Genomic DNA, 25215 nt, shown 5'->3' with positions numbered 1-25215 from the left:
CAGGATCGGTGAGCCTTCACAAGCCGGCGCTAGTTTAGCCCCGAAACGCCGGCGGTGTCAAAGGGCGCCCTGGACGGCCGCAGCCTCGGCCGGCCGGAGCCGTTTCAGTTGAAGAGCCGGCTGACGGACAGGTCCTCGTGGATGCGGACGATGGCCTCCCCCAGCAGGGGAGCCACCGACAGCACCTTGACCCGCGCCTTCTCCGCCCCGGGCGGCAGGGGAATAGTGTCCGTCACCACGATCTCCTCGATGGGCGCCTCCGCCAGCTTTTGCAAGGCGTTGCCCGAAAATACGGCGTGGGTGCAGCAGGCGTACACGGCCCGGGCTCCCAGGGCGATGAGAGCCTCCGCCCCGTGCCGGATGGTACCCCCCGAGTCGATGATGTCGTCGATCATGATGGCCGTGCGGCCCTCCACCTCGCCCACCACCGACATCACTTCGGCCACACCGGGTTCGGGCCGGCGCTTGTCGATGATGGCGATGGGGACCCCGAGCCGGTCGGCCAGCTCCCGGGCCCGGCTCACCCCGCCGTGGTCCGGAGACACCACCACCGGCTTCTCCAGCTTCTTGCGGGCGAAGTACTCCGCCAGGAGCGGCACCGCCGTCAGGTGGTCCACGGGCACGTCGAAGAAGCCCTGGATCTGGCCGGCATGGAGGTCCATGGTGACGACCCGGTCCGCCCCGGCCACCGTCAGCAGGTTGGCCACCAGCTTGGCCGTGATGGGCTCCCGGGGCCGGGTCTTCCGGTCCTGGCGGGCGTATCCGTAGAAGGGCACGACCGCATTGACCCGCCAGGCGGAGGCGCGCTTGAGGGCGTCCAGCAGGACCAGCAGCTCCATCAGCGTGTCGTTGGGCGGGTGGCAGGTGGGCTGGATCACGAACACGTCGGCCCCGCGCACGCTCTCGTTGACGGAAACCCGCACCTCGCCGTTGGCGAAGCGGCCCAGTTCCAGGTCCCCCAGGGGAACGCCGATGTGCTGGGCGATGGCTCGTGCCAGCGCCGGGTTGGCACTGCCCGCGAAGAGTTTCAGCCGCCCGCTATCGTACGCCATCGCCGTTCCTCCCCCGGGCCCGCTGGCGCCAGCGGGCCGCCCATCCTTCCTTGTTGACCTGGCGCTCCCGGGCGATGGCCAGCGCGCCGGGCGGCACGTCCTGATTGATGGTCGAACCGGCGGCCACGTACGCTCCCTGGCCTACCCGCACCGGCGCCACCAGGTTGGCGTTGCAACCGATGAAGGCTTCGTCCTCGATGATGGTGCGGTGCTTGCGGAAACCGTCGTAGTTGACCGTCACGGTGCCGGCGCCGATGTTGACGCCGGCGCCCACCTGGGCATCGCCCAGATAGGAGTGGTGGTTCACCTTGGACCCGGGGCCCACCTCCGCATTCTTCAGCTCGGCGAAGTTGCCGATGTGGACGCCGGGAGCGAGGCGGCAGCCTGGCCGCAGGTGGCTGAAGGGGCCCACCCGGCAGCCGTCACCCAGCTGGCTGTCTTCTACCACCGAATACCAAACCTGCACCTGGTTGCCCAGGACGCTGCCCGTGATGTGGGCGCCGGGGCCCAGGCGGCAGCCCTCCCCGATGCGAGAGCCCGCCGCCACCACCGTGTTGGGGAAGATCACCGTGTCCCGCCCGATCTCCACGTCGTCATCGATCCAGGCGCTGGCCGGGTCGATCAGGGTCACGCCCGCCGCCATCCACCGCTTCCGGATGCGGTCGCGCAGGATGGCTTCCGCCCGGGCCAGCGCCTCCCGGTCGTTGACCCCTTCCACCTGCCGGGGATCGGGGGCAGTGACGGTGTGGACCGCCAGGCCCTGCTGGTGAAGTAGCGCCACCACGTCCACCAGGTAGTACTCCCCCTGGGCGTTGGCCGGCGTGAGGCGGCGGAGGGAGTCGAACAGGGGCTCCCGCCGGAAGCAGGCCATGCCGGTGTTGACCTCCCGGATGGCCCGCTGGGGCGGGGTTGCGTCGGCCTCTTCCACGATGCGCACCACCCGGCCCGCCTCATCCCGGACGATCCGGCCGTAGCCCGTCGGGTCGTCCAGCTGCGCGGTCAGGAGGGTGGCCGCCGCACCCGACCGGCGGTGGGCGTCGATCAACTGGCGCAGCAGATCGGCCTCCAGCAGGGGCGTATCCCCATAGAGCACCAGGACGTCCTGCGCCCCGGCCACGGCCGCTTCCGCCTGCAGCACCGCGTGCCCCGTGCCGAGGGGCTGGTGCTGCCAGGCATACACCACCCGGTCCCCCAGCAGGGCCTGCACCTGCTCGCCCTGGTGGCCCACCACCACCACCACCCGGCCGGCGCCGGCCCCTTCGGCCGCCCGCACCACGTGCTCCACCATGGGCCGCCCGGCCACCGGGTGGAGCACCTTGGCCCGGTTCGACCGCATGCGCTTGCCCAGCCCCGCGGCCAGGATCACGGCGTGGAGCGGATGATCCAACGAGGTAACCTCCCCGTGGGCACAGGCCTGCACCCCGGACCGACGCCGCGCCGCATGGCGCGACCGCCCGGGGTGCCGGGGTGCCCATCCTTTCCCATGCCGGTTTCAGGGCCTCGCCGGACCCCGGCTGGGACCTGCAGGGTCCGGGACGGCACCAGCCGGGGCCGTCCGGCCCCGCGGAGACCCGCAGGCCCCCTTGCCTGCGGCCTCCTCAGCGGCCGGCGCTTTCCGCGCCCACCTGCCACGGCCGCCACCGCACCACGCAGGTCCGGGCCACCGTGTCGTGCCAGGGCGGGCCGGCGGGCCTCTGCCCGATCCCCAGGGCCGGCCACCAGCCCGCGCCGGCCAGGACGGTGCCCGCCATCCGGGCCAAGAAGCGGACCAGCGCCCGCCGCCAGCCGGGGCACTGGCCTCCGGCCTCCACCACCCGCAGGCCCAGTGCCAGCTTGCCCAGGGTGGTCCCCCAGTAGCCCTCGCCGGCAGCAAAGTAGGCGGCGGCGGCCGCCAGGACCGCGGTGCCGGCCAGCGCCAGAGCGGCCGTGCCGCCGGTCCAGGCCTCGGCCACCTCCAGGACGGTCAGGCCCAGGAGGTTGCCGGCCGCCGACAGCAGCACCAGGTCGATCAAGCCGGCCGCCCAGCGCAGCACCAGCGGTGCCGGCTCGGCCCCAGTCTCGCGCCGCAAGGGGATCAACCCTGCAGCTCGGTCAGAACCTTGCGGATGGCCTCCTGGTCGGGCAGCACCTTGGGGTCGTCGGTGACCCAGCGGTAGCGGATGATCCCGTCCTTATCGATGACGAAGGCCGCCCGCTTGGCCACGCCGCGCAGGTTCATCAGCTCGTCGTAGTACACGTCGTACGCCCGGGACACTTCCTTGTTGAAGTCCGAGAGCAGGGGGAAGTCGAACTTCTGCTGCTCGGCCCATGCCCGCAGGGTGAAGGGGCTGTCCACGCTGATGCCCAGCACCTGGGCATCGAGACCGCTGAACTGCTCGCTGTAGGTGTCCCGCAGGGCACACATCTCCTGGGTGCATACCGAGCTGAAGGCGAAGGGGAAGAAGTACAGCACCACGTTCTTCTTGCCGCGGAACTGCCCCAGGGAGATGGTGTCTTCCGGGCCGGTCGCCGGCAGCCGGAAGTCCGGAGCCTTGTCCCCCACCTGAGCCGCCATCGTCATCCCTCCTGTCGGCTGGCAGGCCGCCACCGCCGTACCGGCCGGCCGCGCCGCGGTCCCGCCCGGCGCGGTGGCACCCCACTCCTCCTGTATCAGATTCGGGATGCCCGGGTAAAGGGTCAAGCTGTTGCCCGCCCCGGTCCCACCCCTGCCGCCGGCCCGGGTCGCAGCCGGGGCCGGTCGAGGGCTCGGCGGTCCGCCCGCCGTGCCGCCCCACCGGCCCCGGACAGCCGCCCCGCCTGTCCTGCCCCGGCGCCGCCACCGGCACCTGCGGCGCCGGGCAGAGCTAGCCCGCCTGCTCGGCCGCCATCCCGCCCACCTGCTGGCGGTAGGCCGCCAGCACCGCCTGCTGGATGCGGTCCCTCGCATCGGCGGTGATGGGATGGGCGATGTCGAAGTACTCGCCGCTGGCCGCCCGCTTGGACGGGAAGGCCACGAACATGCGCCCCTCGGTCCCCTCGACCACCTTCAGCTCGTGGACCACGAACTGGCCGCCGAAGACGACGGAGGCAAAGGCTCGCATCCGGCCCGCGCCCTTGACCGGCCGGATCCGCACCTCCGAGATGTCCATGGCGTCACCCCCCTTCTGCGGGGAGGATTCGCCGCCATGAACCCAGTTCCTGCCATTTCCCAATCCTGTTTTTGGCCTTGCCCGGGGCCGGAATTCCCGTCATAGTCCCCGCAGGCCCGCGGCCCCGCCGGCCCTCGCCGGTTCCACCTCCAGGCCCTGCAGGGTGTAACCGTGATCCGCCAGGGCCCGGCGGATGGCATCCACGTGGGCCGTGTCCCGGGTCTCGATGATCAGCTCCACCTCGGCCTCACCCAGCGCGACCTCATGACGCAACCGGTCATGGTAGACGGCCAGGATGTTGCCGCCCTGGTCGGCGATCACCTTGAGCAGGGCCTGCAGCGATCCCGGCCGGTCGGCCACCAGGGTGCGGATGCGGATCAGGCGCCCGTCTTCCAGCAGCCCGCGCTCGATGATCCGGGCCAGCAGGTTGACGTCGATGTTGCCGCCGCTCACCACCACCGCCACCCGGCCGGCCTCCGGGATCTTGCCGGAGAGCAGGGCGGCCAGGGCCGCCGCGCCCGCCCCCTCGACCACCAGCTTGGCCCGCTCCAAAAGCAGCAGGATGGCGCGGGCGATCTCCTCCTCGGAGACGGTGACCATGCCGTCCACGTAACGGCGGATCAGCCGGAAGGTCATCTCCCGCGGCGTCTTGACCGCCAGGCCGTCGGCGATGGTACGGGCCCGCTCCACCGGCTCCAGGCGCCCCGTGACGTAGGCACGGGCCAGGGCAGGCGCCTCCTGGGGCTGCACTCCCACCACCCGCACCCCCGGCCGCCGCGCCTTCAGGGCGATGGCGATCCCGGCGATCAGCCCGCCGCCGCCCACCGGCACCACCACCGTGTCCACGTCGGGCAGGTCTTCCAGGATCTCCAGGCCCACCGTGCCCTGCCCGGCCACCACCAGCGGGTCGTCGAAGGCGTGGATGAAGGTGAGGCCGCGTTCTTCGGCCAGGCGGCAAGCCAGGTCGTAGGCGCCGTCATAGCCTTCGCCGTGCAGGATCACCTCGGCCCCGTAACCCCGGGTGGCCACCACCTTGGTGGTGGGGGCCGTCTCGGGCATCACCACGGTGACGGGGATTCCCAGGCGGGAGCCTGCCAGGGCCACCCCCTGGGCGTGGTTGCCCGCCGAGGCGCAGATCACCCCCCGGGCCCGGGCCGCCGCATCCAGCCGGGACAGGCGGTTGAAGGCTCCCCGGACCTTGAACGAGCCCGTCTTCTGCAGGTTCTCCAGCTTCAGGAAGACGTCGGCCCCCGCCAGCTCGGAGAAGGCCGCCGAACCCAGCAGGGGCGTGCGATGGACGAACCCCGCGATGGTCCGGGCCGCCTCCTGGATGGCGGCCAGGTCGACGGTGGGAGCGATGCCGGCAGGGACGCCGGCGCCGGCACCCGGGGCGGTCCGCGCCGTCTCCCCCGCGGCCGCCGGACCGCCCGGCCCGGCCGGCCCCCCGCGGCCGGCTCCCACACCGGCCCCGGCGGGGCCGGGTTCTTCCGCCGCCCTCGTACGCCCTTCCGTCATTGCGCTGCGCCTCCCGTTCGTCAGTGCGCCTCGCGCGGCGCTTGCGACGCGCCTCATGCGGTGCGCCACGCGGCGGGCGCCGGCCGCCGCGGACCGCCGGCCTGCCACGGCAGCCCCCCGCGGGCCGCCAGCCTCCGCCGCGCGCCGCCCGCCGGCCGCCTCCCGCTGCCGCTGGTCGCAGGCCGCTGCCCGGAAGCGCCCGCGTCCTAGCGCCCCAGGCTGGGCCGGACCCGCACCTGGCGGCGCACGGTATCCACACCCTCCAGCACGGCCACGGCAAAGTAGTCCTCCACCAGCTTACGGGCCGGCTCGGCGGTGGCAATCATCACGCCCAGGCCGACCACCCGGGCCCCCACCTCGCGCATCAGGTCCATCATGCCGCGGGCGGTGCCGCCGCCTTTCATGAAGTCGTCCACCAGCAGCACCCGCGCCCCCTGGGGCACGGCCCGGCGCGGCACCGACATGGTGGCGATCCGCTGGGACGAACCGGATACGTAGGTGATGCTCACCGACGGCCCCTCGGTGACCCGGCTGTCCCGCCGCAACAGCACCAGCGGCCGCCCCAGGGCCCGGGCGGTCATCAGGCCCAGGGGGATGCCCTTGGTCTCCACCGTGGCCACCAGGTCGGGCTCCTCCCCGCGGAAGCGGGTCGCGAAGAGCGCCCCCAGCCGCTCGGCCCAGGTGGGCGAGAAGAGCAGGTCCGTCATGTAGACGAACCCGCCGGGCAGGATCCGCTGGGGGTCGCGCAGCTGGGTGGCCAGTTCCTCCGCTAGTTGCCAGGCCGCTGCCTCCGTCACCCGCGGCTCGTAGGTGACACCGCCGGCCACGCCGGGGTAGGTGCGAATGGTCCCCAGCCCCTCCTGGTCCAGCACGGCCTTGACCAGGGACAGGTCGTCGCTGATGGTCGACTTGGCCGTGGCGAACCGCTCGGCGAACTGGCTGAGGGACCACAGGTAGCCGGGCCGGTCGGCCAGAAGCTTCACCAGAGCGGCAATCCGCTCGCTGCGCTTGAGCTTAGCCAAGGCGGGGCCCTCCTCCGGGCGGTGCCGGGACGGTCACGCTGCCGGCCCCCGTGCCATCCCCGGCGGCCGTCTCCCGCTCCGGGGACGAACCGGCCGCAGCCTGCAGTCGTGCCTCGGCCTGGCGATAATCGGCGACCTTGTCCACGTCCATGGCCAGCTCGGGATCGGTCACCTCGACGGCGTGGGCGCGCAGACCGGCCAGCTGACCCAGCCGGCGCTCCAGCTCGGCCACCGTGGCCCGGCGGGTCACCACCCGCACCAGGACCGCCGGGCCGAACATCATGGCCAGCTTGAGGGGCTGCTTCCGCGCAGCGTAAAGCGCCTCGGCCCACTGCAGGGCCTGCGGGGCGGCGGCCAGGCGCAAGTACAGGGCGTTGCCGCCGGTGAACTCGCCGTCGCGCAACCGGACGTAGGTACGGGCCGCGCCAGGGAAACGCCGCTCCATGCTCTGGCGCCGGGCAATGGGATAGCCCACGTCGGCACCGGCGGGGATGGCGGCCAGAAACCGCTCCAGCACGGCGCCGTCGATCAGCGGCACGTCGCCGGTGACCAGCAGGACCCCGGTGGCCCCCGGTAGGGCCGCATGCAGGGCTTGCAGCCCCTGCCGGACGCTTCCCAGCAGGTCGCTGCCCGGCGGCACCACGCTGAACCGCCTTTCCTGCCGGGCGCGGGCCAACGCCGCCCCGGCGTCACCGGGGTCGGGACCGGCCAGTACCACGTGCTGCAGGGAAGGCGCCTGAAGGCAGGCCTCCACCACCCAGGCCACCATGGGCCGTCCGGCCAGGGGTACCAGCGCCTCCCACTCCGCGCCGCTCACCTGGCGCAGGGCACCGGTGTTGCGGCGCCCCGCCAGGATCACGGCTCCCGTCACACCGTCCACGCCAGCTTCCTCCTCGTTTCCTCCCGCCGTCCGGCATGCTCCCTAAAGGGTACGGGCCAGCCGGGCGCCGGGGTAGCGGCGCCTCAACCGCCGCCAGGCTTGCCGGGCCGCCTCCCCATGGGGGAAGATCCCCCAAACCACCGGACCGCTGCCGCTCATCCGCGCCACCACGGCTCCTTCCTGCCGCATGCGCTCCAGCGCTTCGGCCACCTCGGGAAAGGCCGCCGCCACCACGGGTTCGAAGTCGTTCCGCACCAGGCAAGCCAGGCTGTTCAGATCCCGCCGCGCCACCGCCCGGGCCACGGCGCCACCGTCGGCGAAGGCCTCCCCGGCCTGCCCTTCACCGCACCGCCGGTCCCATTCGCCGTATGCCCAGGCCGTGGATACCGGCCGCGGCAGGGGCACCAGGACCAGGGCCAGGCCGGGCCAGGAGGGCAGCACCTGGATCCGCTCCCCCTTCCCCCGGACCCGGGCGGCCCGCCCGCCCAGCAAGAAGGGGACGTCCGCCCCCAGCTGATCCCCCAGGCGCCGCAGGGTGGCACCGTCCACGGCAAGTCTCCACAGCCGGCGCAGCCCGCGCAGCACCGCCGCCGCATCGGCACTGCCGCCGCCCAAACCGGCTCCCGCCGCCACCCGCTTGACCAGCCGGATGTCGACCCCGGCCGGCACGTCCAGCGCCTGCTGCAGCAGGCGCGCCGCCCGCCAGGCCAGGTTGTCCGGCCCCGAGGGCACCGGCGGGGCGAGGGGTGCGCCCAGGGCATTGCCTCCGCCCGGTGTCGCCTCGGGGAGTGCCTCCGCTCCCGGCACCGCCGGGGCCGGACCGGAGGGGACGAACCGGGCCGGTGCCGGTTCCGGCCCCGCATCCGCGCCGGCTTCCGGCTCCCCCGGGCCGTCGCCCGGCGCGGCCCCGGCCGGTTCGACCGCCAGGCAAATGGCGCCGTCGCCACGCCAGCGCAGTTCCAGGTCGTCACGCCAGCTGATCCGGTGCAGCACCGAGTCGATCTCGTGATAGCCGTCAGGGCGGCGCGGCCCGATGCGCAGGTGCAGGTTGATCTTGGCGTAGGCCCGTACCCGCACCACCGCCGGCGCCGGCCAGCGGTCCTGCAACGCCCGGCTCCCTCCCCTGTCGTTGCCCCGCCGCCAGGGGCTCCCGTCCAGCACAAACCGTCTGGCAAACCTTCGGCACAAACCCATGAGCACTTCGTCCTGAAGGGCGTAGCTCCTGTTCCCCCGCCTGCAGGACGCGTTTCTCCCGGCGCCGGCGGGCGTCGACGGCCGTGCGCTGGAAACGAAAAGAGCACCGCGCCTGCGGTGCTCCCGCCCCTGCGCCTTTTCGGTCCCACCGGCCGGCGGAGACGCCGTCAACTGGCCGATGAGGCCGAAAAGTTCAGCTTCTTGCGCTCGTTGCCGTTGTACACGCTGACCTCTACCATGGCGGTCAGCAGGTCGGCATAGGTGTACGACAGCCTGCGGTTCTGGTACTCCTCGTCCAGCTTGATGACGAACAGGTTGGGATAGGTCTTCTCCAGGGTGCCTTCCCGTTCGACGATGCGCCGGCGCCCCTTGTTGGCGCGGATGCGGACCCGCTTGCCCACGTAGTTCTCCAGGTCTCGCCGGATCTCGGCGAGCACGTTCCGCGACTCGCCCACAGGAACACCCCTTTTGCCCCGCAAGCTCAAGCCCCATTATACTGCATTCACCCGGGCGAGTCAAAAGCGGTAGTCTACCAGAGGCCTTTTTCGAGTGTCAAGCGAGAATTGTCGGTGAGCGCAACCACCGCTCCGCGGCCGCCGCTCCGCCGCCGTGGAGGGGGCTTTTCAGGGACCAACGGTGCGCGTGCCGCACCCCAGGGGCGCGGCACGCCGGCAGGCCGGTGTCACTTGGTGTAGCGGTCGGCCACCGAGGAGGCCGCGTAGGAGTCGGGCTTGATCTTGGCGTCAAAGCCGCTGCCGACCACCATGCCGACGATCTCCCGGATCAGGTCCCGGGTCTCGCCCTGCATGCCCACGTCCAGGTGGATCTCCACGTTGGGCAGCCGCCCGCCCCTCTGGGCCAGCCGCTCCGCCAGGCGGGTGGCCAGGGACAGGCTCAGGCTCGCCTCGTAGAAGATCTTCTGCCGCAGGCTGGTGATCTTCCGCTGCTTGCGCACCTGGTAGAAGTACCGCGCGCCCTTCCCCAGCCGGTGGATCACCACGGCCGTGACGAACTGGGTCTGCTGCCGGACCTGGGAGTCGGTGCCGATGATCAGCTTGTACTGGGCATCGGGTTCGGCACGGATGTAGTCCAGGATCTCGGCACACAGGCCGTCGAAGGAGAGGGCACCGCGGGTTGGGCTGATGAAGGGTGTCTGCACGGCCATTCCCCCCGGCCGGAAGCCCGCTGCGAGCCGCTGCAAGGATTGCCGCTTCAGTGCTCGTTGTTCTTCAGTGCTCGTTATTCATTATATCCAAGGACGGCCCGCCGCCGGGCAGGGGTGGTCGCCCCGGGGGGAACAACTGATTGGCCAGGCGCGCAAACCCTTCCAGATCGACGGTCTCGGGCCGGGTTCCCGGGTCGATCCCGGCCGCCCGGCACGCCGCCTCGGCCTGCGCCCGCTCCACCGCCGGGTGGGCCGCCAGGGCGTTGGCCAGGCGCTTGCGGCGCTGGCTGAAGGCCGCCCGCACCAGCGCGAACAGGGCCGCCGGATCGACCACCGCCACCGGCGGGCGCGGGTGGGGCCATAGGCGCACCACCGCCGAGTCCACCTCCGGCCGGGGCCAGAAGGCTCCTGCCGGCACGGTGCCCAGCCGCTCCACCCGGGCATGGTAGGCGACCAAGACCGTCAGCGCGCCGTAGGCCGCGGCGCCCGGCGCAGCCACCAGCCGGTCGACCACCTCCGCCTGCAGGGTGAGCACGGCCCGCTCCCACCGGATGGGAGCTTCAAGCCAGCGCACCAGGAAAGGCGACGTGATGGCGTAGGGAAGGTTGCTGGCCAGCTTGACCGGCCCCTCCGCCGGGTCCCGGCGCGACACCAGGCGGTCCAGGTCGACGGCCAGGATGTCCCCCTCCACCAGCTCCAGGTTCGGCAGGTGCCCCAGCCGCTCCCGCAGGGCCGCGGCCAGCCGGCGGTCGACCTCCACCGCCCGTACCCGGCCGGCCCGCTGCGCCAGGCGCTCCGTCAGGGCGCCCAGGCCCGGTCCCACCTCGATCACCAGATCGTCCGGGCCGGGTTCCACCGCGGCGACGATCCGTTCCGCCCAGTAGTCGTCGACCAGGAAGTTCTGTCCCAGCCGCCGGCTGGGCCGCACGCCGTACCGTTCGAGCCACCGGCGCAGCTCGGCCCGGTGGGTGGCCCGGTGGGCCCCGTGCCCTCTTTCCTGGCCCTGCATGCCGGACGAACCTGCCACACCCCGTGCCTCCTTGCCGGCCCCGTGGTACCGGCGGGATCCGGGCCGGGACCGGTACCGGGGCCGGGGCCGCCTGGCCCGGTACCGCCGCCCCCACGACCATCCCCACGGCGGCACCAGCTGGCCCGCGCGGCTCCAGATGGCCGGCCAGCCTGGCGGCCGCACGGCCCGGCCCGCAGCGTCATCACCGGCGCGGGCCGCCGGCACCGCCGCTGCCCGGCTCCGCGGATCCTGCCAGCCTGCCCGGTCGCGGTTCCGGCCGGTCCGGCCCCGGCGCCCGCTCCTCCCGTCTAGAGGCCTTCGGCCCCCGCCGGGTGGCCGGCTTCCTCCCCCCGGGGCGGCCCGGACGGGGCCACCTGGGGAAGGGCGAGCCGGAAGAGCCGGGCCGCGTTGGCCGTGGTCTGGGCGGCCAGCCGGTCCAGGGGAAGCCCGCGCTCGGCGGCAATCCGCTCGGCCACCAGCCGCACCCAGGCCGGCTGGTTCCGCCGGCCCCGGTAGGGATGGGGCGCCAGGAAGGGCGCGTCCGTCTCCACCAGCAGCCGTTCCAGGGGTACCGCCCTGGCGGTCGCTCGAGCGTCCTCGCCGTTCTTGAAGGTCACCGGCCCGTCCAGCCCGATGAACCAGCCCGCCGCGGCCCAGCGGGCGGCCCAGTCGGGACCGGCGCTGAAGCAGTGCAGCACGCCTTCCACCTGCGGCCGGCCCGGCGCCGCCAGCAGGTCCCAGAGGTCGTCCACCGCGTCCCGCTGGTGGATGATCACCGGCAGCCCCAATTCCACCGCCAGCTCCAGCTGGGCCAGGAAAGCCTTCTTCTGCTGGCCTTCCCCCGCGCGGCCGCGGTGGTAGTCGAGCCCGATCTCCCCGATGGCCACCACCCGCGGGTGGGCGGCCAGGCGGCGCAGCTCGGCCAGGGCCGCGGCGGTGCACTCCCCGGCGCTGTGGGGATGGATGCCCACTGCGGCGTAGACGTCCTGGTACCCCTCGGCCAGGGCCACGGCCCGGCGGGAGCTTTCCAGGTCGATGCCGATGGTGATCATGGCCACCACCCCGGCCGCCCGGGCGGCGGCCACCACCTGGTCCCGGTCCCGGTCGAAGTCGGGGAAGTCCAGGTGGCAGTGGGTATCCACCAGGGCCACCGGGGCCGGTCCGTGGGCCTCCGCCCCCTCGCCGGGCCTCACCGGATCCGGCTCCCTTCCCCGATGGGCCGGTCGGTGGTGAGCAGGGCCAGCCCCTGGCCATCCTCCGCCGCCAGGACCATGCCCTGGGATTCCACGCCGCGGATCACGGCGGGCTTGAGGTTCGCCACCACCACGATGGTCTTCCCCACCAGTTCCTCCGGCCGGTAATGGGCAGCGATCCCCGCCACGATCTGGCGCCGTTCCCCGCCCAGGTCGACCTCCAGGCGCAGGAGCCGGTCGGCCCGCGGATGCTTCTCGGCGTGGATCACCCGAGCCGTGCGCAACTCGATCCGCCCGAACTCTTCAATGGTCACCTGGCCGGTCACCTGGCCAGCCGGGGCGGCGCCGCCGCCGGCACCGGCCGGACCGGCCGCTGCCGCCTTCCGGGCCTGGGGCGTGGGCTTGGTCCCGGCAGCCGCTGCCACCGGAGAGCCGGCCTCGGCCCCGGCAGCCGCCGCCACCGCAGGGCCCGCCAGCGCTGCCGTCACCCCATCGCCTGCCTCCCGTGCCGCCGGTTCGTCCAGCTCGATGCGCGGGAACAGGGGCTGGTCGCGAACCACCCGCGCCCCTGCCGGGAGCTGCCCCCATTCCAGGCCCTGCTGCCAGCCTGCCGGCCGGTAGTCCGGCCCCAGGCCCAGCTGGGTCCAGAGCCGGGCCGGCGTCTCCACCAGGAAGGGCGAGAGCAGCACCCCGACCACCCGCGCCGTCTCGGCCACGTCGTAGAGAACGGCCTCCAGCCGGTCCTGCCGGCCCTCCCGGCGCAGCGCCCAGGGTGCCTGCTCGTCGATGTACTTGTTGGCCCGGCCGATCAGGTCCCAGATGGCCTGCAGGGCCGCCGGCAGGTCGAACCGGTCCAGGGCCTGTTCCACCCGCGCCGCCGTTTCCCGGGCCGCCGCCGCCAGCACGCCGTCGCTGGCCCCGGCGGGCGGCCGCGGGATGCGCCCGTCCAGGAAGCGCTGGATCATCCCCGTGGTCCGCCAGGCCAGGTTGCCCAGGTCGTTGGCCAGGTCGGTGTTGAGCCGCCGCACCAGGGCCTCTTCGCTGTAGCTGCCGTCGTCGCCGAAGGGCACCTCCCGCAGGAGGAAGTAGCGCACCGGGTCGACGCCGTATTTCTCGATCAGCTGCACCGGGTCGATCACCTGGCCGCCCGCCCGGGACTTGCCGATCTTGCCGCCGTCGATCAGCAGCCAGCCGTGGCCGTACACGCAGCGGGGCAGGGGCTCGCCCAGGGCCATCAACAGGGCGGGCCAGATGATGGCGTGGAAGCGCAGGATGTCCTTGCCGATCAGGTGGACGTCCGCCGGCCAGAAGCGGCGGTAGAGGTCTCCGTCGGGCCAGCCCAGGGCGGTGATGTAGTTGGCCAGGGCGTCGATCCAGACGTAGATCACGTGGTCCGGGTCGAAGGGCACGGGGATGCCCCAGCGGAAGGAGGTGCGGGACACCGAGAGGTCCTGCAGCCCCTGGCGGATGAAGGCAACCACCTCGTTGCGCCGGCTGGGCGGCTGGATGAACCCGGGGTGCCGCTCGATGTGCTCCAGCAGGGGCTCGGCGTACCGGGAAAGCCGGAAGAAGTAGCTTTCCTCCTGCAGCCGCTCCACCGGCGTCTCGTGGACCGGGCAACGCCCCCCGTCCAGTAGCTCCGCCTCGGTGTAGTAGGCCTCGCAGGCCGTGCAGTAGAGGCCTTCGTAGACCCCCTTGTAGATATCCCCCTGGTCATACAAGCGCTGGAAGATCTGCTGCACCCGCGCCTCGTGCCGCGGCTCGGTGGTGCGGATGAAATCGTCGTAGCTGATGTGCAGCCTCTGCCAGAGCTGCCGGGTCGCCTCCACGATGGGATCGATGTACTCCAGGGGCTCCTTGCCCGCCTGGCGTGCCGCCCGCTCGATCTTCTGGCCGTGCTCGTCGGTTCCGGTGAGGAACCAGGTCTCATCGCCCCGCAGCCGGTGGTAACGGGCCAGGGCATCGGCGGCCACCGTGGTGTAGGTGTGCCCGATGTGCAACCGGTCGTTGGGGTAGTAGATCGGGGTGGTGATGTAGAACCGGCCCCGGCCGCGGCCGGCCTGCGACCCGGCCGGCTTCTGTGCCGGGAACTGCGTTGCCGACGAACCTGCCATCACCGTGCACCTCCTGTCCTCCGCTGGGCTGGAAGATGGGCCCGGGCCGGGCAAAAGAAAAAGCCCCGCGCCCGGCAAGGGCGAGGGACTCTCGCGGTACCACCCTGCTTCACCCGCCCCTTGCGGGGACGGGCCTTGGCACCCCGCCAGCGCCAGGCCTGACGCCGCGTTGCCTGCACCAGCGGGGCTTGCGCGTTCACGGGCGCACCCGGCCGGGCCTACTGGGCTGGCGCCGTTGGGCCGGCGGCTCCGGGGCCATGTTCGCCGGGCGGACGGGCGGGCTTGCACCATCCCCGCCTCGCTGGGGCGTCCGGACCGGTTACTCATCCCCTTCATGGCCTTTGCTATTGCTATGGTTCCGGACCGGTGGCCTGCGGGTTTCGGGGGGAGACCCCCTTTTCCCGGGTTCCTCCCGCTTGCGCCGTATTTTGGCTTGGCCGTGCCCCCGCTGTCAAGTTTGCCGGCACCGGGGCCGCTCCAGCGTGCGCAGCCGCCCTGGCCCGCCGCACCTGATCCTCGGCCTGGGCCCGTTGCAGGGTCGTCGCCGGGGCTGGCGAACCAGCCCGTCCACGGAGTAACCTTGCCTGCGCTTGCAGTCGGGATGATGGCCTGACCTGCCGGGACAACCGGGTGAGGTCTCTCCCTCGCCTTTGCGTCACCACCGCCTGCCAAGACCGCAAGCGGGCACCCCGACCGCCCTTCGGCGAGGGCTTGCGGATCCGCAGCCGGACCGGGGTCCGGGGCCCGTCCGGGCGTGCCGCGGCCCGGCAGGGTGTTCGACGGTTCGGCCGGGGGTTCCGCCCCAGGCCGGGTTCACCGCCGCCCGGCCTGGCGTTCCCCGGCAACGCCGGCGGCCCCGTTCCGTAAGCTTTTTCCCACCCAGCCATTCCGTTGGCGTTGTCGAGATGTGTCTTGACGTTTTTTGGTACTGGTGCTACGGTCTTGATAGAGGGGCAAAAGAAATCAGCGGTTAAGGGGGCCTCTGGGTAAATGATGAAGTCTACGGGTATTGTCCGCAAGGTGGACGAACTGGGCCGCGTGGTGATCCCCATCGAGCTGCGGAGGACCCTGGACATCCAGGAGAAGGACTCGCTGGAGATCTACGTTGACGGCGACAAGATCATCCTGCGCAAGTACGAGCCCGCCTGCATCTTCTGCGGGAACGCCTACAACGTCGAGAACTTCAAGGGGAAGAACGTCTGCAAGAGCTGCATGGCCATCATGGCCACCCGGGCGAGCTGAGCGAACCGGCGACCGGCCCGGGCCCGCTCGGACGGCATCCGCAGGGGAGACACCCGCCAGGCTGGTGCGGCTCCACGGGGCAGGCGGCCGCGCCGCCCATCCGGAACCGGTTGGGGGCAGAACCGGGACGGGGCCTGGCGTATGTGGAACCGGCGCAATCGGGGCTTGACCCGTCACCGCAAGGTGGGTCGACCAGACGGACCTTCACCACCATCCGGCAGGGACGGCCGCCGTGGGCAGCCGGCGGTTTGCTGCAGGTGGGGTGGCTGCCAGGGGGGCCGTGGCAAGGACCGCCTGGCAGGGAGTTCGGGCCCCGAGGTCTGGCCAGGGATGCCCGGCAGAGCGTGGCCGGGGAGCGTTGCCGGCGATGCATACAAATGTGGAAAAGAGTGGGGGGGCCTGTACAGGGCCCCCTTGCCATGACTCGACTTTGACACCGTGATCCTTGAGAACCCTTGAAACACAAGGCTTTCTTGGGCACACGGGGACTGCGTACCACTACACTACCCGGCGGGGGTCGTGGCGGGACGTGGCATCGGCTGCACCCGCGCCGGCGGCCGCAGACCTACGGCTTTGAAGGCTTCGTAGGCTTGGCCCACCAGCTCGGTCCGGGTGAGGTAGGTCTCGCCGTCGAGTTCCACCGCCACGGCATGGAGCTGGGCGAGGTCGCTCAGCACGTCCTCGTAGCTCGCCTCGGGGTTTTGCTGGCGGAGCTTGCGCAACAACAGGCTCTCCAGCACCAGCGCCAGGAAACAGACCATGACGTGCCCCCGGACCCGCCGCTCCGTCCAGTGGAACATCGGCCGCAAGTCCAGGGCGGACTTGAGGGGTGCGGAAGGCGCGCTCGACCCGCCAGAGATCCTTGTAGGCGCGGACCACCGCCTCCGGTTCCAGGTCGGTGTTGGTGCGCAGCAGGTACTTCCCATCGTAGCGGGTGGCTCGCTTGACGGCGTCGGTGTTCACCACCAACGCGCCCTGGGGCAGGGCCTTGAGGTAACGGGCCACGAGGCGGTTCCGCAGGAGATCCTTGGCTTGGCCGCGCTCGATCCGCTGCTTCAGGTGCGCGAGCACCGCCTCCCGGGCCTGGCGGTCGTGCTCGGCCTGCAGGGGTTGTGGCAGAGGATGTAGCGCTGGCCTTGGTGGGTCACCTGCTTGATCTGGAGTTGTTTGTTCACCTTGCGATACCGTCCCGGCTGGCTCAAGACCGCCTCGGCCGCCCGGTGCCGACGCAGGGGCATGCCGACGATGTACTCCATCCCGGCCTCCTCGATGGCCCGCAGGATCGGACGGCTGACCATGCCCCGGTCGGCCACGAAGATCACCCGGCGCAGGTGAAAGCGCCGCTTGAGGGCATCCAGCACGGTCGCCACGGTCGCCTTGTCGGCGGTATCGCCCGGGAAGACCTCGTGGGCGATGGGGTAGCCGTCCCGGGTCATGAGCACGCCCACCACCAGCTGGGGCCGGTCCGGGCGTTTGTCGCGGGAATAGCCGTAGGCAGCCAACCCCTCCGGCCCTCGGCCTTCGAAGTAGCTGGATGTACAGTCCCACATCACCACGTCGACCTCGGTCCAGAACAGGTCGCGAGCCCGGGCGAAGAGGCGATCCTCGATCGCCTCCTTGTGCTCGGCCAACACATCCAGGGCCCGGTAGTAGTGGTGCAGTTCCAACTGCTCTGCCTGGGGCCGGTAGACGCCCTGCAGCCACTGGCGCACCAGGCCGCGCTTGGAGCAGGGGTCGGTGAGGCGGTTGAGCACCATGGTGAAGACGGCCTCGGCGACATCGAAGGCAAGCTGGCGGTCTTCGAGCAGGGCGGCGAAGGCCTTGTCCAGCTCTGCCTCCTGCCAGAGGCGCTCGAAGATCAGGGCCGGTCCCCACTGCTTGGACCAGCGGACGTTCAGACGTTCGGCCTGTTCTTCGAGCCGACGCCAGGTGCTCTGGGAGAAGCGGGCCAGGTTCTCGATGAGGGCATCGAGGCGGCCGTCCTGAAGATCCTCCAGCCGGCCCAGGGTGGCGACCACCCGCTGGCGGACGCGGCCGCCCTGGCGCACGCTCTCGACGAGCTGGAGGTAGGTGCGGGTGGAGCCGTCTTTGTTCTTGAAGGTCTTCTGGCGGATGAACATGGCACAACCATCATAGCATGTTCGTGCTTACCATACAAGTGTTTCCCGAATACACGTGGCACTACACTTTTGACCCAAAAGAACCGCCGCCCCATGGAAACCCCTTGATTCATGCGGGTTCCTGGGGCGGCGTGGCACCAAGCAGGGCCGTCAACGGTCAAACCCGAGCATGATGTATGGAGCCTGAGCGCTATCGCCACGGCCTGGTATGGCTACGGCCTGACCCGCCCCCCGTGCACGCCTTTCTTTTCAGGTCGTGTCCGATGGGGGACGGCCTGTACCAGCGGCGTCCAGGTAAGCACGGTACACCCGGCTGCGGCTAAGGCCGTACCGGCGTGCCACCTCCCGCGCCGCCGCGCTGGGAGCCAGGCCGGCCGCCACCCGCTGGGCCACCTCCACGGCCAGCCGTCCCGGATCGGGTGGAACGGCCTCCCGCTCCCATGACTCCTCCGGGCCAGCGGGGGGCACCGGCACCTCTGGCACGCTCCCTGTTGCGGGCCTATCGTCACCGGGGCTGACCACCCCCGCGCCGGCCGCCTTCCCGGTGCCTTCCCATGCCTCCGGCCCTTCCGCCGCCCGGACCGGCCGGTTTCCGGATCGGTTCTCGCGCGGGTGCCCAGGGTCCGTCCATGACACCGTCGTCATTGGGTGGAGGCCCGCTCCCTCGTCCGGCCCCGGGCCTGCTCCGGCGCCGGCCGTGCCGGACCCCTCCCCCGGGGCCGGCCGGTCCGGCAGCACCGCAACCCCGGGAGGCGCCAGCACCAGGGTGTACTCCCCCCGCGGGGGCGCGGCTTGAAGGACCGGGACCAGCTGGGCTACCCGGCCCCGCAGGATCTCCTCGTGCTGCTTGGTCATTTCCCGGGCCACCACCAGGTAGGCATCCGGCAGGAGCTCCTGCAGGTCCTCAAGGACCGCCTCCAGGCGGTGAGGCGCCTCAAAGAACACCACCGCTCCGTCCCACCGGTGCCAGGCGGCGATCCGCCGGCGGCGACGCTCCCGCTCCCGGGGGAGAAATCCTTCGATCAGTATGCGCGATGCCGGGATACCGGCCACGGAAAGGGCAGCCAGGGCCGCACTGGGTCCCGGCACCGGCACCACGGGCCAGCCGGCCGCAGCGACCCGGCCGACCAGCCGGGCACCGGGGTCGGCCACACCCGGCGTGCCGGCATCGGTGACCAGCGCCACCACCTCGCCCGCAGCCAGCCAGCGCAGCACCTGCCCAGCCCGCTGGGTTTCGTTGTGTTCGTGGCAGGAGATCACCCGGCCGCGGAGGCCGTGGGCGGCCAGCAAGCGCCGCGTGCGGCGGGTGTCCTCCGCCAGGATGTAACCCGCCTGGCGCAGGACCTCCAGCAGGCGAAAACTCACGTCACCCAGGTTGCCGATGGGGGACGCGCAAACGTAAAGGGTGCCCGGGCGCACCCAGTCGCCGGTTCCGCCTCCGCTCACCGGACCGGTCACCTCCCCTGAAGCCATCCCCGCCCGGGCACGACACCAGAGGGGTGTCCGGCGCCGGTCATGGCCAGGTCACCCCGCTCCGCCGCCGAGACGACGTGGGCCGGGGCGGCGGCACGGACTGCAGGGTAGGCGGCGTTTCCCTGCGCCACCGCCCAGCACCGCCAGCAGAAGACCTCCAGGGCCAGCTGGCGGTTGGCGTTGGCTTGCCAGGCCCGGCGGAACGCGGCCAGGGCACGGGTCCAGCCCAGCAACCGGCCGGGCGCTTGCCCCTTCTCGCCCTGCCGCAACCGCCAGACCAGGACCTCCACGGCCCCTTCCGCCCGGTCGCCCCACTCGGCCAGTGCCCGGCCCACTGCCAGGGCATCAGCCGGACCGCCCCGCTCCAGGGTGGCCGCCGCTCGCTCCAGCACCTCTGCTTCCGCGGCGCAGCCGGGTTCGTCCAGGTACGATCGGGCGGCGTCAGGGCGGTCGCCGCAGGCGCAGAGGGCCCAGTAGGCCGCCAGCAAGGACGACCCGGACCGGTCCGCCAGGTCCTTCGCGCGCTCCTCCCGGGGTTGCGGCCGGAACGGAACGACCTGGCAGCGGGATCGCAGGGTCGGCAGGATGGCCGGCAGGTGGTCGGTGGTAAAGAGAAAGACGGCGAAGGGCGGCGGTTCCTCCACCGATTTGAGCAGGGCGTTGGCCGCCTGCACCGTCAGGCGGTCGGCGTCCTGCCAGAGGACCACCTTCCGCCCGCCCGCCCGCGGTCGCAGGGACAGCAGGGCCAGGAGGCGGCGCACCGCATCGATGCCGTGGCCGTCGGGCACCAGCAGATCGGGATGGGTGCCGGCCGCCACCTGCCGGCAGGCGGCGCAATCTCCACAGGCTCGTCCGCTTTGCGGCGCAAGGCATAGCAGGGCCGCGGCCGCTTCCTGGGCGGCTTCCTGGTGCCCCGCGCCCGGGGGCCCAGCCAGCAGGTACGCATGGGCCACCCGCCGCGACCAGAAGGGGGTATGGTTTCGCGCCCCGGCACCGCGCGACGAATCGGGCCTTGCCGGAGCTTGATTGGGGGGCTGGCCATCCCGTTCAAACATGCTCGAAGCGCTCCACGTTCAGGACGAAGATGGTGGCGCCGCCCACGATCACCTCGACGGGATAGGGGACATAGGTGTCCACGGCCCCACCGATGGGCCCCAGCGGTGTCACCACCTGTTCCCGGGGCCGGCAGACCCTCTTGATGATGGCCACCACCTCGTCCACCTGGGCATCTTCGGCCCCCACCAGCAGGGTGGTGTTGCCCTCCTTGAGGAAGCCACCGGTGCTGGCCAGCTTGGTGGCCCGGTATCCCCGGTCCACCAGTTCCTCGATCAGGCGGCCGGCATCCTTATCCTGCACCACCGCCACCACCAGCTTCACCGCGGCCACCCGCCTTTCTGGTCGTCCGCCCCTCGCCGCAGGTCCCAGGGCCGCCCGGACCACGGGCTACCCGGCGCAGGACTGTTTCCGGCCCTGTCTTGCGGGCCTGTTTTTATAGCTTAATCGCGGGCACCTGTCCCGGTGCGCGGGCCGCCCGGGGCATGCGCAACCCGGATTAGCCGCCGAATTCTGGCCGGTCCCGGCAAGCCCGGGTTACAGCCGGGAGACAAGCATGCGCTCCAGCGCCTCGCGAACAGCCTCAGCCACCAGCAGGGCAGGGCGCGTGGCATCGATGACCACGATGCGACGCGGCTCGGCCCGCGCCAGGTCGAGGTAGCCCTGGCGCACCCGGCGGTGGAAACCGGTGTCGCGGCTCTCGATGCCGTCGGCCGGGCGCCGGAGACGGGCCCGCGCCACATCGGGAGGACAGTCAAAGAGCAGCGTCAGGTCGGGTAGAAGCCCGCGCGTGGCCAGGCGGTTGACGCTCCACACCGTGGTGGCGCCAAGACCGAGCCCCGCCCCTTGATAGGCCAGGCTCGAGTCGACATAGCGGTCGCAGACCACCGTCTCACCCGCCAGGAGGGCCGGCAAGATCACCGTCTCCACCAGTTGCGCGCGGGCCGCCGCAAACATCAGCATCTCGGCTACGGGCACGGGCCTGCCGGCGCCCTCCAGCAATAGCTCCCGCAGGCGCTCGCCGAGGGCCGTGCCGCCGGGCTCGCGTACGAGCCGGGACGGGATGCCGCGGGAGTGCAGCCAATCCATCACCACCGCCGCCTGGGTGCTCTTGCCGCTGCCTTCCCCACCCTCCAGGGTGATGAACCAGCCGCGCCGGGCGGCAGCCCGTAACGGGCCGCGTCCCGCCGGCCCGCTTACCGCCCGGTCCTGCGCCGTGTCGTTCGCCGTGTCCTTCCCCATGTCCTGGTGCCCTACCTTGACGCAGCCACTCAGCTGGGACGCAGCCACTCAGCTGACGCGACCTCCGCCAATGTCCTTCTTAGGTTCGCCGGCCGGCACCCTATCTCCTCGACAGGATCTCGCGGGGCCGCCGCGGGTCTGTTTGGACCCGCTCGGGCTCCATAAAGCCGAGAGGCGACGGCTAAACACCGTCGCCCCTCGGCTCTCGGCCTGCTCCAGCGGCAGGATTCGAACCTGCGACCCCCCGGTTAACAGCCGGGTGCTCTACCGCTGAGCTACGCTGGAACGACCATCACAGTCCCCATTATAGCCTCTGGCAGGGCACCCTACAATCCCTGTCAGAACGCCTGCCAGATCCGTACAGCGCGGTGCTCGTCTTGCGAGGTGCTACCCAACCCGGCAACCAGCCCGGCCCGGCTGGGAACTGTGATGTCACTTTGAAACTGAATAAAGTTAAAAAATTGTTCCGGCGGCGACCTACTCTCCCGGGCGGTGGCCCGCCCAGTACCATTGGCGCTGGAGGGCTTAACGGCCGTGTTCGGGATGGGAACGGGTGGGACCCCTCCGCTATGGCCACCGGAACGGTGGGGGGTTTTGCCCCTTGAGAGCGGCACAGGGGAGCGGGGAGCGGGTGATGCGGGAGCGGAGCAACGCTTGGCGATGGGCGGGGGGTGGGATGAAGGGAGAAGGCCTCGACCGATTAGTACCGGGTCGCTGAAGACCTTGCGGTCCTTACACGCCCGGCCTATCGACCTGGTGATCCACCAGGGGTCTTACTCCCTTGACGGGATGGGAGACCTCATCTTGGGGTCGGCTTCGCGCTTAGATGCTTTCAGCGCTTATCCGGTCCCGACATGGCGTTCCAGCCGTGCCCCGGGCGGGACAACTGGGATACCAGCGGTCGGTCCTTCCCGGTCCTCTCGTACTAGGGAAGGCTCCCCTCAAGTCTCCTGCGCCCGCAGTGGATAGGGACCGAACTGTCTCACGACGTTCTGAACCCAGCTCACGTACCGCTTTAATGGGCGAACAGCCCAACCCTTGGGACCTGCTGCGGCCCCAGGATGCGATGAGCCGACATCGAGGTGCCAAACCTCCCCGTCGATGTGGACTCTTGGGGGAGATCAGCCTGTTATCCCCGGGGTAGCTTTTATCCGTTGAGTCACGGCCCTTCCACACAGGACCGTAAGATCACTAAGCCCGGCTTTCGCCCCTGCTCGACCCGTCGGTCTCGCAGTCAAGCACCCTTGTGCCTTTGCACTCCGCGCACGATTTCCAACCGTGCTGAGGGTACCTTTGGGCGCCTCCGTTACCTTTTAGGAGGCGACCGCCCCAGTCAAACTGCCCACCTGCCACGGTCCCGGACCCGGATGACGGGCCGCGGTTAGAACGCCCGCCGTCCAAGGGTGGTATTCCACCGTCGGCTCCCCCGAACCTGGCGGCCCGGGTTCGCAGCCTCCCACCTATCCTATACATGGCCGGCAGACGTTCAATGACAGGTTGCAGTAAAGCTCCACGGGGTCTTTCCGTCCAGCTGCGGGTCGCCCGCGTCTTCACGGGCCGCTCAATTTCACCGGGCCCCTCGCCGAGACAGCGCCCAGGTCGTTACGCCTTTCGTGCGGGTCGGAACTTACCCGACAAGGAATTTCGCTACCTTAGGACCGTTATAGTTACGGCCGCCGTTTACTGGGGCTTCGGTTCGGAGCTTTGGGCTTGCGCCCGGACCCCTCCCTTAACCTTCCAGCACCGGGCAGGCGTCAGCCCTATACTGCGCCTTACGGCTTCGCAGGGACCTGTGTTTTTGATAAACAGTCGCCTGGGCCTCTTCGCTGCGACCCCCGGCGCTCCGGCCGCCAGGGCCTTCACCCCAGGGGCACCCCTTCTCCCGAAGTTACGGGGTCAGTTTGCCGAGTTCCTTAGCGAGGGTTTTCCCGCGCGCCTTAGGCTTCTCGCCTCGCCCACCTGTGTCGGTTTCGGGTACGGGCACCGGAAGCCTGGCTAGAGGCTTTTCTTGGCAGTGGGGGATCGGCCCCTTCGCCCCCGAGGGGGCTCGGCGTCGCGTCTCAGGACTCCCCGGGGGATTTGCCTCCCGGGGCTCCCCTACCCGCTTGCACCGGCCATCTCCAGCGGCCGGCGGTACCTACCCTCCTGCGTCCCCCATCGCTCGTAACGGCTTCCCGGTGGTACCGGAATATGAACCGGTTCTCCATCGCCTACGCCTTTCGGCCTCGGCTTAGGTCCCGACTAACCCTGAGCGGACGAGCCTTGCTCAGGAACCCTTGGGCTTTCGGCGGGCCGGATTCTCACCGGCCTTTTCGCTACTCATGCCGGCATTCTCACTTGCCTGCGCTCCAGCCGGCCTCACGACCGGCCTTCGCCGCCCAGGCAACGCTCCCCTACCACGGGCTTGCGCCCGTCCACAGCTTCGGCGCCGTGCTTGAGCCCCGCGTCATTTTCGGCGCAGGGTCGCTCGACCAGTGAGCTATTACGCACTCTTTAAATGATGGCTGCTTCTAAGCCAACATCCTGGTTGTCTTAGCGACCCCACATCCTTAGCCACTTAGCACGGACTTGGGGGCCTTAGCTGGTGGTCTGGGTTGTTTCCCTCTCGAGCACGAAGCTTATCCCCCGTGCTCTAACTCCTCCGGTACACCGCGCGGTATTCGGAGTTTGCCTGAGTTCGGTAACCCGCGAAGGCCCCTAGCCCAAGCAGTGCTCTACCCCCGCGCGTCAGCCCGGAAGGCCCACCCTCAAGTGGTTTCGGGGAGAACCAGCTATCTCCGGGTTCGCTTGGCATTTCACCCCTACCCACAGCTCATCCGATGGTTTTTCAACACCAACCTGGTTCGGGCCTCCACGCGGTCTTACCCGCGCTTCACCCTGGCCATGGGTAGATCACCCGGTTTCGGGTCGACCGCCTGCAACTGGCGCCCTGTTCGGACTCGGTTTCCCTGCGGCTCCGGACCTGCGGCCCTTAACCTCGCTGCAGACGGTCACTCGCCGGCTCATTCTTCAATAGGCACGCCGTCAGGGCTTGCGCCCCTCCGACTGACTGTAGGCACACGGTTTCAGGTTCTCTTTCACTCCCCTCCCGGGGTGCTTTTCACCTTTCCCTCACGGTACTGGTGCACTATCGGTCGCTCGGGTATTTAGCCTTGGAGGGTGGTCCCCCCAGCTTCCCACGGGGTTCCACGTGCCCCGTGGTACTCGGGAACGCAGCAACGGAGGCCTTCCGCTTTCGCCTACGGGGCTGTTACCCTCTCTGGCCGGCCTTTCCAGACCGCTTCGGCTAGCGGACGGCTTTCTCACTCCGCCGGAGCCCTGCCAAGCTCCGCTCCTGCGCCCCTCAACCCCCGGACGGCAACGGTGGCAGCCTTCTCCACCGCCCGGGTTTGGGCTCCTCCCCTTTCGCTCGCCGCTACTCGGGGAATCTCGGTTGATTTCTTTTCCTCGCGGTACTGAGATGTTTCAGTTCCGCGGTTTCCCCTCCCGAACCTATGGATTCAGTCCGGGATGACGGGGCATTCCCCCCGCCGGGTTTCCCCATTCGGGCATCCCCGGATCAACGCCTGCTTGCGGCTCCCCGAGGCTTTTCGCAGCTTACCACGCCCTTCATCGGCCCTTCGCGCCGAGGCATCCACCGTGTGCCCTTCCTACCTTCTCGCCCTCGCACGCCACCCACCCGCCGCAGCGCCAACCGCTGCCCCGCGGGTGCATTCGCGCAAGGCGCGCACACCGGCTTCCCGCGTCACGCTCTCCTGCTTCCCCTATGCCGCTGTCAAGGTGCAAAACCCAGGGCGCCCAGGCACCGGGCGA

At 70.7% G+C, this 25215-nt stretch carries 21 protein-coding genes, 1 tRNA gene and 2 rRNA genes; 1 reads left to right on the top strand and 23 read right to left on the bottom strand.

What is annotated here, in order from left to right; genetic code table 11:
• Positions 1-104: 104 nt before the first annotated feature.
• The 14 genes from DYI95_RS00275 to metG all read right to left on the bottom strand — a co-directional run bounded on the left by DYI95_RS00275 (position 105) and on the right by metG (position 14272).
• A complete protein-coding gene (locus DYI95_RS00275; RefSeq protein ID WP_116899607.1) occupies positions 105-1052 on the bottom strand; it encodes a ribose-phosphate pyrophosphokinase in 948 nt (315 codons plus the stop codon).
• Positions 1039-2439, bottom strand: coding sequence for a bifunctional UDP-N-acetylglucosamine diphosphorylase/glucosamine-1-phosphate N-acetyltransferase GlmU (glmU, locus tag DYI95_RS00270; protein ID WP_116899608.1), 1401 nt, complete (start codon positions 2437-2439; stop codon positions 1039-1041). The genes DYI95_RS00275 and glmU overlap by 14 nt, the downstream gene beginning before the upstream one ends.
• Positions 2440-2650: 211 nt before the next feature.
• Complete coding sequence (locus tag DYI95_RS00265; protein WP_243149773.1) at positions 2651-3121, bottom strand: RDD family protein; 471 nt, start codon at positions 3119-3121, stop codon at positions 2651-2653.
• A gap of 5 nt (positions 3122-3126) precedes the next feature.
• Complete coding sequence (locus DYI95_RS00260) at positions 3127-3606, bottom strand: peroxiredoxin (RefSeq protein WP_116899610.1); 480 nt, start codon at positions 3604-3606, stop codon at positions 3127-3129.
• A 289-nt stretch (positions 3607-3895) separates the two neighbouring features.
• Positions 3896-4180, bottom strand: a complete 285-nt coding sequence (locus DYI95_RS12865; protein WP_116899611.1) for a SpoVG family protein — start codon at positions 4178-4180, stop codon at positions 3896-3898.
• A gap of 99 nt (positions 4181-4279) precedes the next feature.
• On the bottom strand, positions 4280-5695 hold the full coding sequence (ilvA, locus tag DYI95_RS00250) for a threonine ammonia-lyase (RefSeq protein ID WP_203530660.1): 1416 nt from the start codon (positions 5693-5695) through the stop codon (positions 4280-4282).
• Positions 5696-5901: 206 nt separating this feature from the next.
• Complete coding sequence (gene purR / locus DYI95_RS00245; protein ID WP_116899612.1) at positions 5902-6717, bottom strand: pur operon repressor; 816 nt, start codon at positions 6715-6717, stop codon at positions 5902-5904.
• Positions 6710-7597: an NTP transferase domain-containing protein gene (locus DYI95_RS00240; protein ID WP_116899613.1), complete on the bottom strand. Its 888-nt coding sequence runs from the start codon at positions 7595-7597 to the stop codon at positions 6710-6712. The genes purR and DYI95_RS00240 overlap by 8 nt, the downstream gene beginning before the upstream one ends.
• A gap of 42 nt (positions 7598-7639) precedes the next feature.
• Positions 7640-8704 carry a 4-(cytidine 5'-diphospho)-2-C-methyl-D-erythritol kinase gene (gene ispE / locus DYI95_RS00235; RefSeq protein WP_116899614.1) on the bottom strand — a complete coding sequence of 355 codons (1065 nt, stop codon included), beginning with the start codon at positions 8702-8704 and terminating at the stop codon, positions 7640-7642.
• A gap of 254 nt (positions 8705-8958) precedes the next feature.
• Positions 8959-9246, bottom strand: coding sequence for a Veg family protein (locus DYI95_RS00230; protein ID WP_006902711.1), 288 nt, complete (start codon positions 9244-9246; stop codon positions 8959-8961).
• Positions 9247-9473: 227 nt separating this feature from the next.
• Positions 9474-9950 (bottom strand): ribonuclease H-like YkuK family protein, encoded by a 477-nt coding sequence (locus DYI95_RS00225; RefSeq protein ID WP_006902712.1) that lies wholly within the window; start codon positions 9948-9950, stop codon positions 9474-9476.
• 70 nt (positions 9951-10020) lie between these two features.
• Positions 10021-10983: a 16S rRNA (adenine(1518)-N(6)/adenine(1519)-N(6))-dimethyltransferase RsmA gene (gene rsmA / locus DYI95_RS00220; RefSeq protein WP_116899621.1), complete on the bottom strand. Its 963-nt coding sequence runs from the start codon at positions 10981-10983 to the stop codon at positions 10021-10023.
• Between the two features lie 290 nt (positions 10984-11273).
• Complete coding sequence (locus DYI95_RS00215) at positions 11274-12158, bottom strand: TatD family hydrolase (RefSeq protein ID WP_116899615.1); 885 nt, start codon at positions 12156-12158, stop codon at positions 11274-11276.
• Positions 12155-14272, bottom strand: coding sequence for a methionine--tRNA ligase (metG, locus tag DYI95_RS00210; RefSeq protein ID WP_116899616.1), 2118 nt, complete (start codon positions 14270-14272; stop codon positions 12155-12157). Before metG ends, DYI95_RS00215 begins: the two co-directional genes overlap by 4 nt.
• A gap of 993 nt (positions 14273-15265) precedes the next feature.
• Here metG and DYI95_RS00205 point away from each other — a divergent pair.
• On the top strand, positions 15266-15514 hold the full coding sequence (locus DYI95_RS00205) for an AbrB/MazE/SpoVT family DNA-binding domain-containing protein (protein WP_174266693.1): 249 nt from the start codon (positions 15266-15268) through the stop codon (positions 15512-15514).
• Between the two features lie 503 nt (positions 15515-16017).
• Here DYI95_RS00205 and DYI95_RS12015 read toward each other — a convergent pair.
• The 9 genes from DYI95_RS12015 to DYI95_RS00165 all read right to left on the bottom strand — a co-directional run bounded on the left by DYI95_RS12015 (position 16018) and on the right by DYI95_RS00165 (position 25063).
• Positions 16018-16314 carry a hypothetical protein gene (locus DYI95_RS12015; RefSeq protein WP_243149772.1) on the bottom strand — a complete coding sequence of 99 codons (297 nt, stop codon included), beginning with the start codon at positions 16312-16314 and terminating at the stop codon, positions 16018-16020.
• A gap of 255 nt (positions 16315-16569) precedes the next feature.
• Positions 16570-17634, bottom strand: a complete 1065-nt coding sequence (locus DYI95_RS00200; RefSeq protein ID WP_243149771.1) for an IS1634 family transposase — start codon at positions 17632-17634, stop codon at positions 16570-16572.
• A gap of 249 nt (positions 17635-17883) precedes the next feature.
• Positions 17884-19080: a 16S rRNA (cytidine(1402)-2'-O)-methyltransferase gene (gene rsmI, locus DYI95_RS12860; protein WP_116901656.1), complete on the bottom strand. Its 1197-nt coding sequence runs from the start codon at positions 19078-19080 to the stop codon at positions 17884-17886.
• 8 nt (positions 19081-19088) lie between these two features.
• Complete coding sequence (locus DYI95_RS12855; protein ID WP_116901657.1) at positions 19089-20162, bottom strand: hypothetical protein; 1074 nt, start codon at positions 20160-20162, stop codon at positions 19089-19091.
• Complete coding sequence (locus tag DYI95_RS00185) at positions 20155-20484, bottom strand: cyclic-di-AMP receptor (RefSeq protein WP_006902720.1); 330 nt, start codon at positions 20482-20484, stop codon at positions 20155-20157. The genes DYI95_RS12855 and DYI95_RS00185 overlap by 8 nt, the downstream gene beginning before the upstream one ends.
• Before the next feature lie 213 nt (positions 20485-20697).
• The gene (tmk, locus tag DYI95_RS00180) at positions 20698-21450 is read right to left on the bottom strand and encodes a dTMP kinase (protein WP_116901658.1); all 753 of its coding nucleotides are present in this window, start codon (positions 21448-21450) and stop codon (positions 20698-20700) included.
• Positions 21451-21615: 165 nt separating this feature from the next.
• Positions 21616-21687: transfer RNA gene (locus tag DYI95_RS00175), tRNA-Asn, on the bottom strand.
• Between the two features lie 179 nt (positions 21688-21866).
• Positions 21867-21983 (bottom strand): 5S ribosomal RNA (gene rrf / locus DYI95_RS00170).
• Positions 21984-22082: 99 nt separating this feature from the next.
• Positions 22083-25063 (bottom strand): 23S ribosomal RNA (locus DYI95_RS00165).
• Between the last annotated feature and the right edge of the window lie 152 nt (positions 25064-25215).

It is taken from the genome of Thermaerobacter sp. PB12/4term (assembly GCF_003403315.2).
GTDB lineage: Bacteria > Bacillota > Sulfobacillia > Thermaerobacterales > Thermaerobacteraceae > Thermaerobacter.
This window is presented reverse-complemented; position numbering and strand designations above follow the sequence as displayed.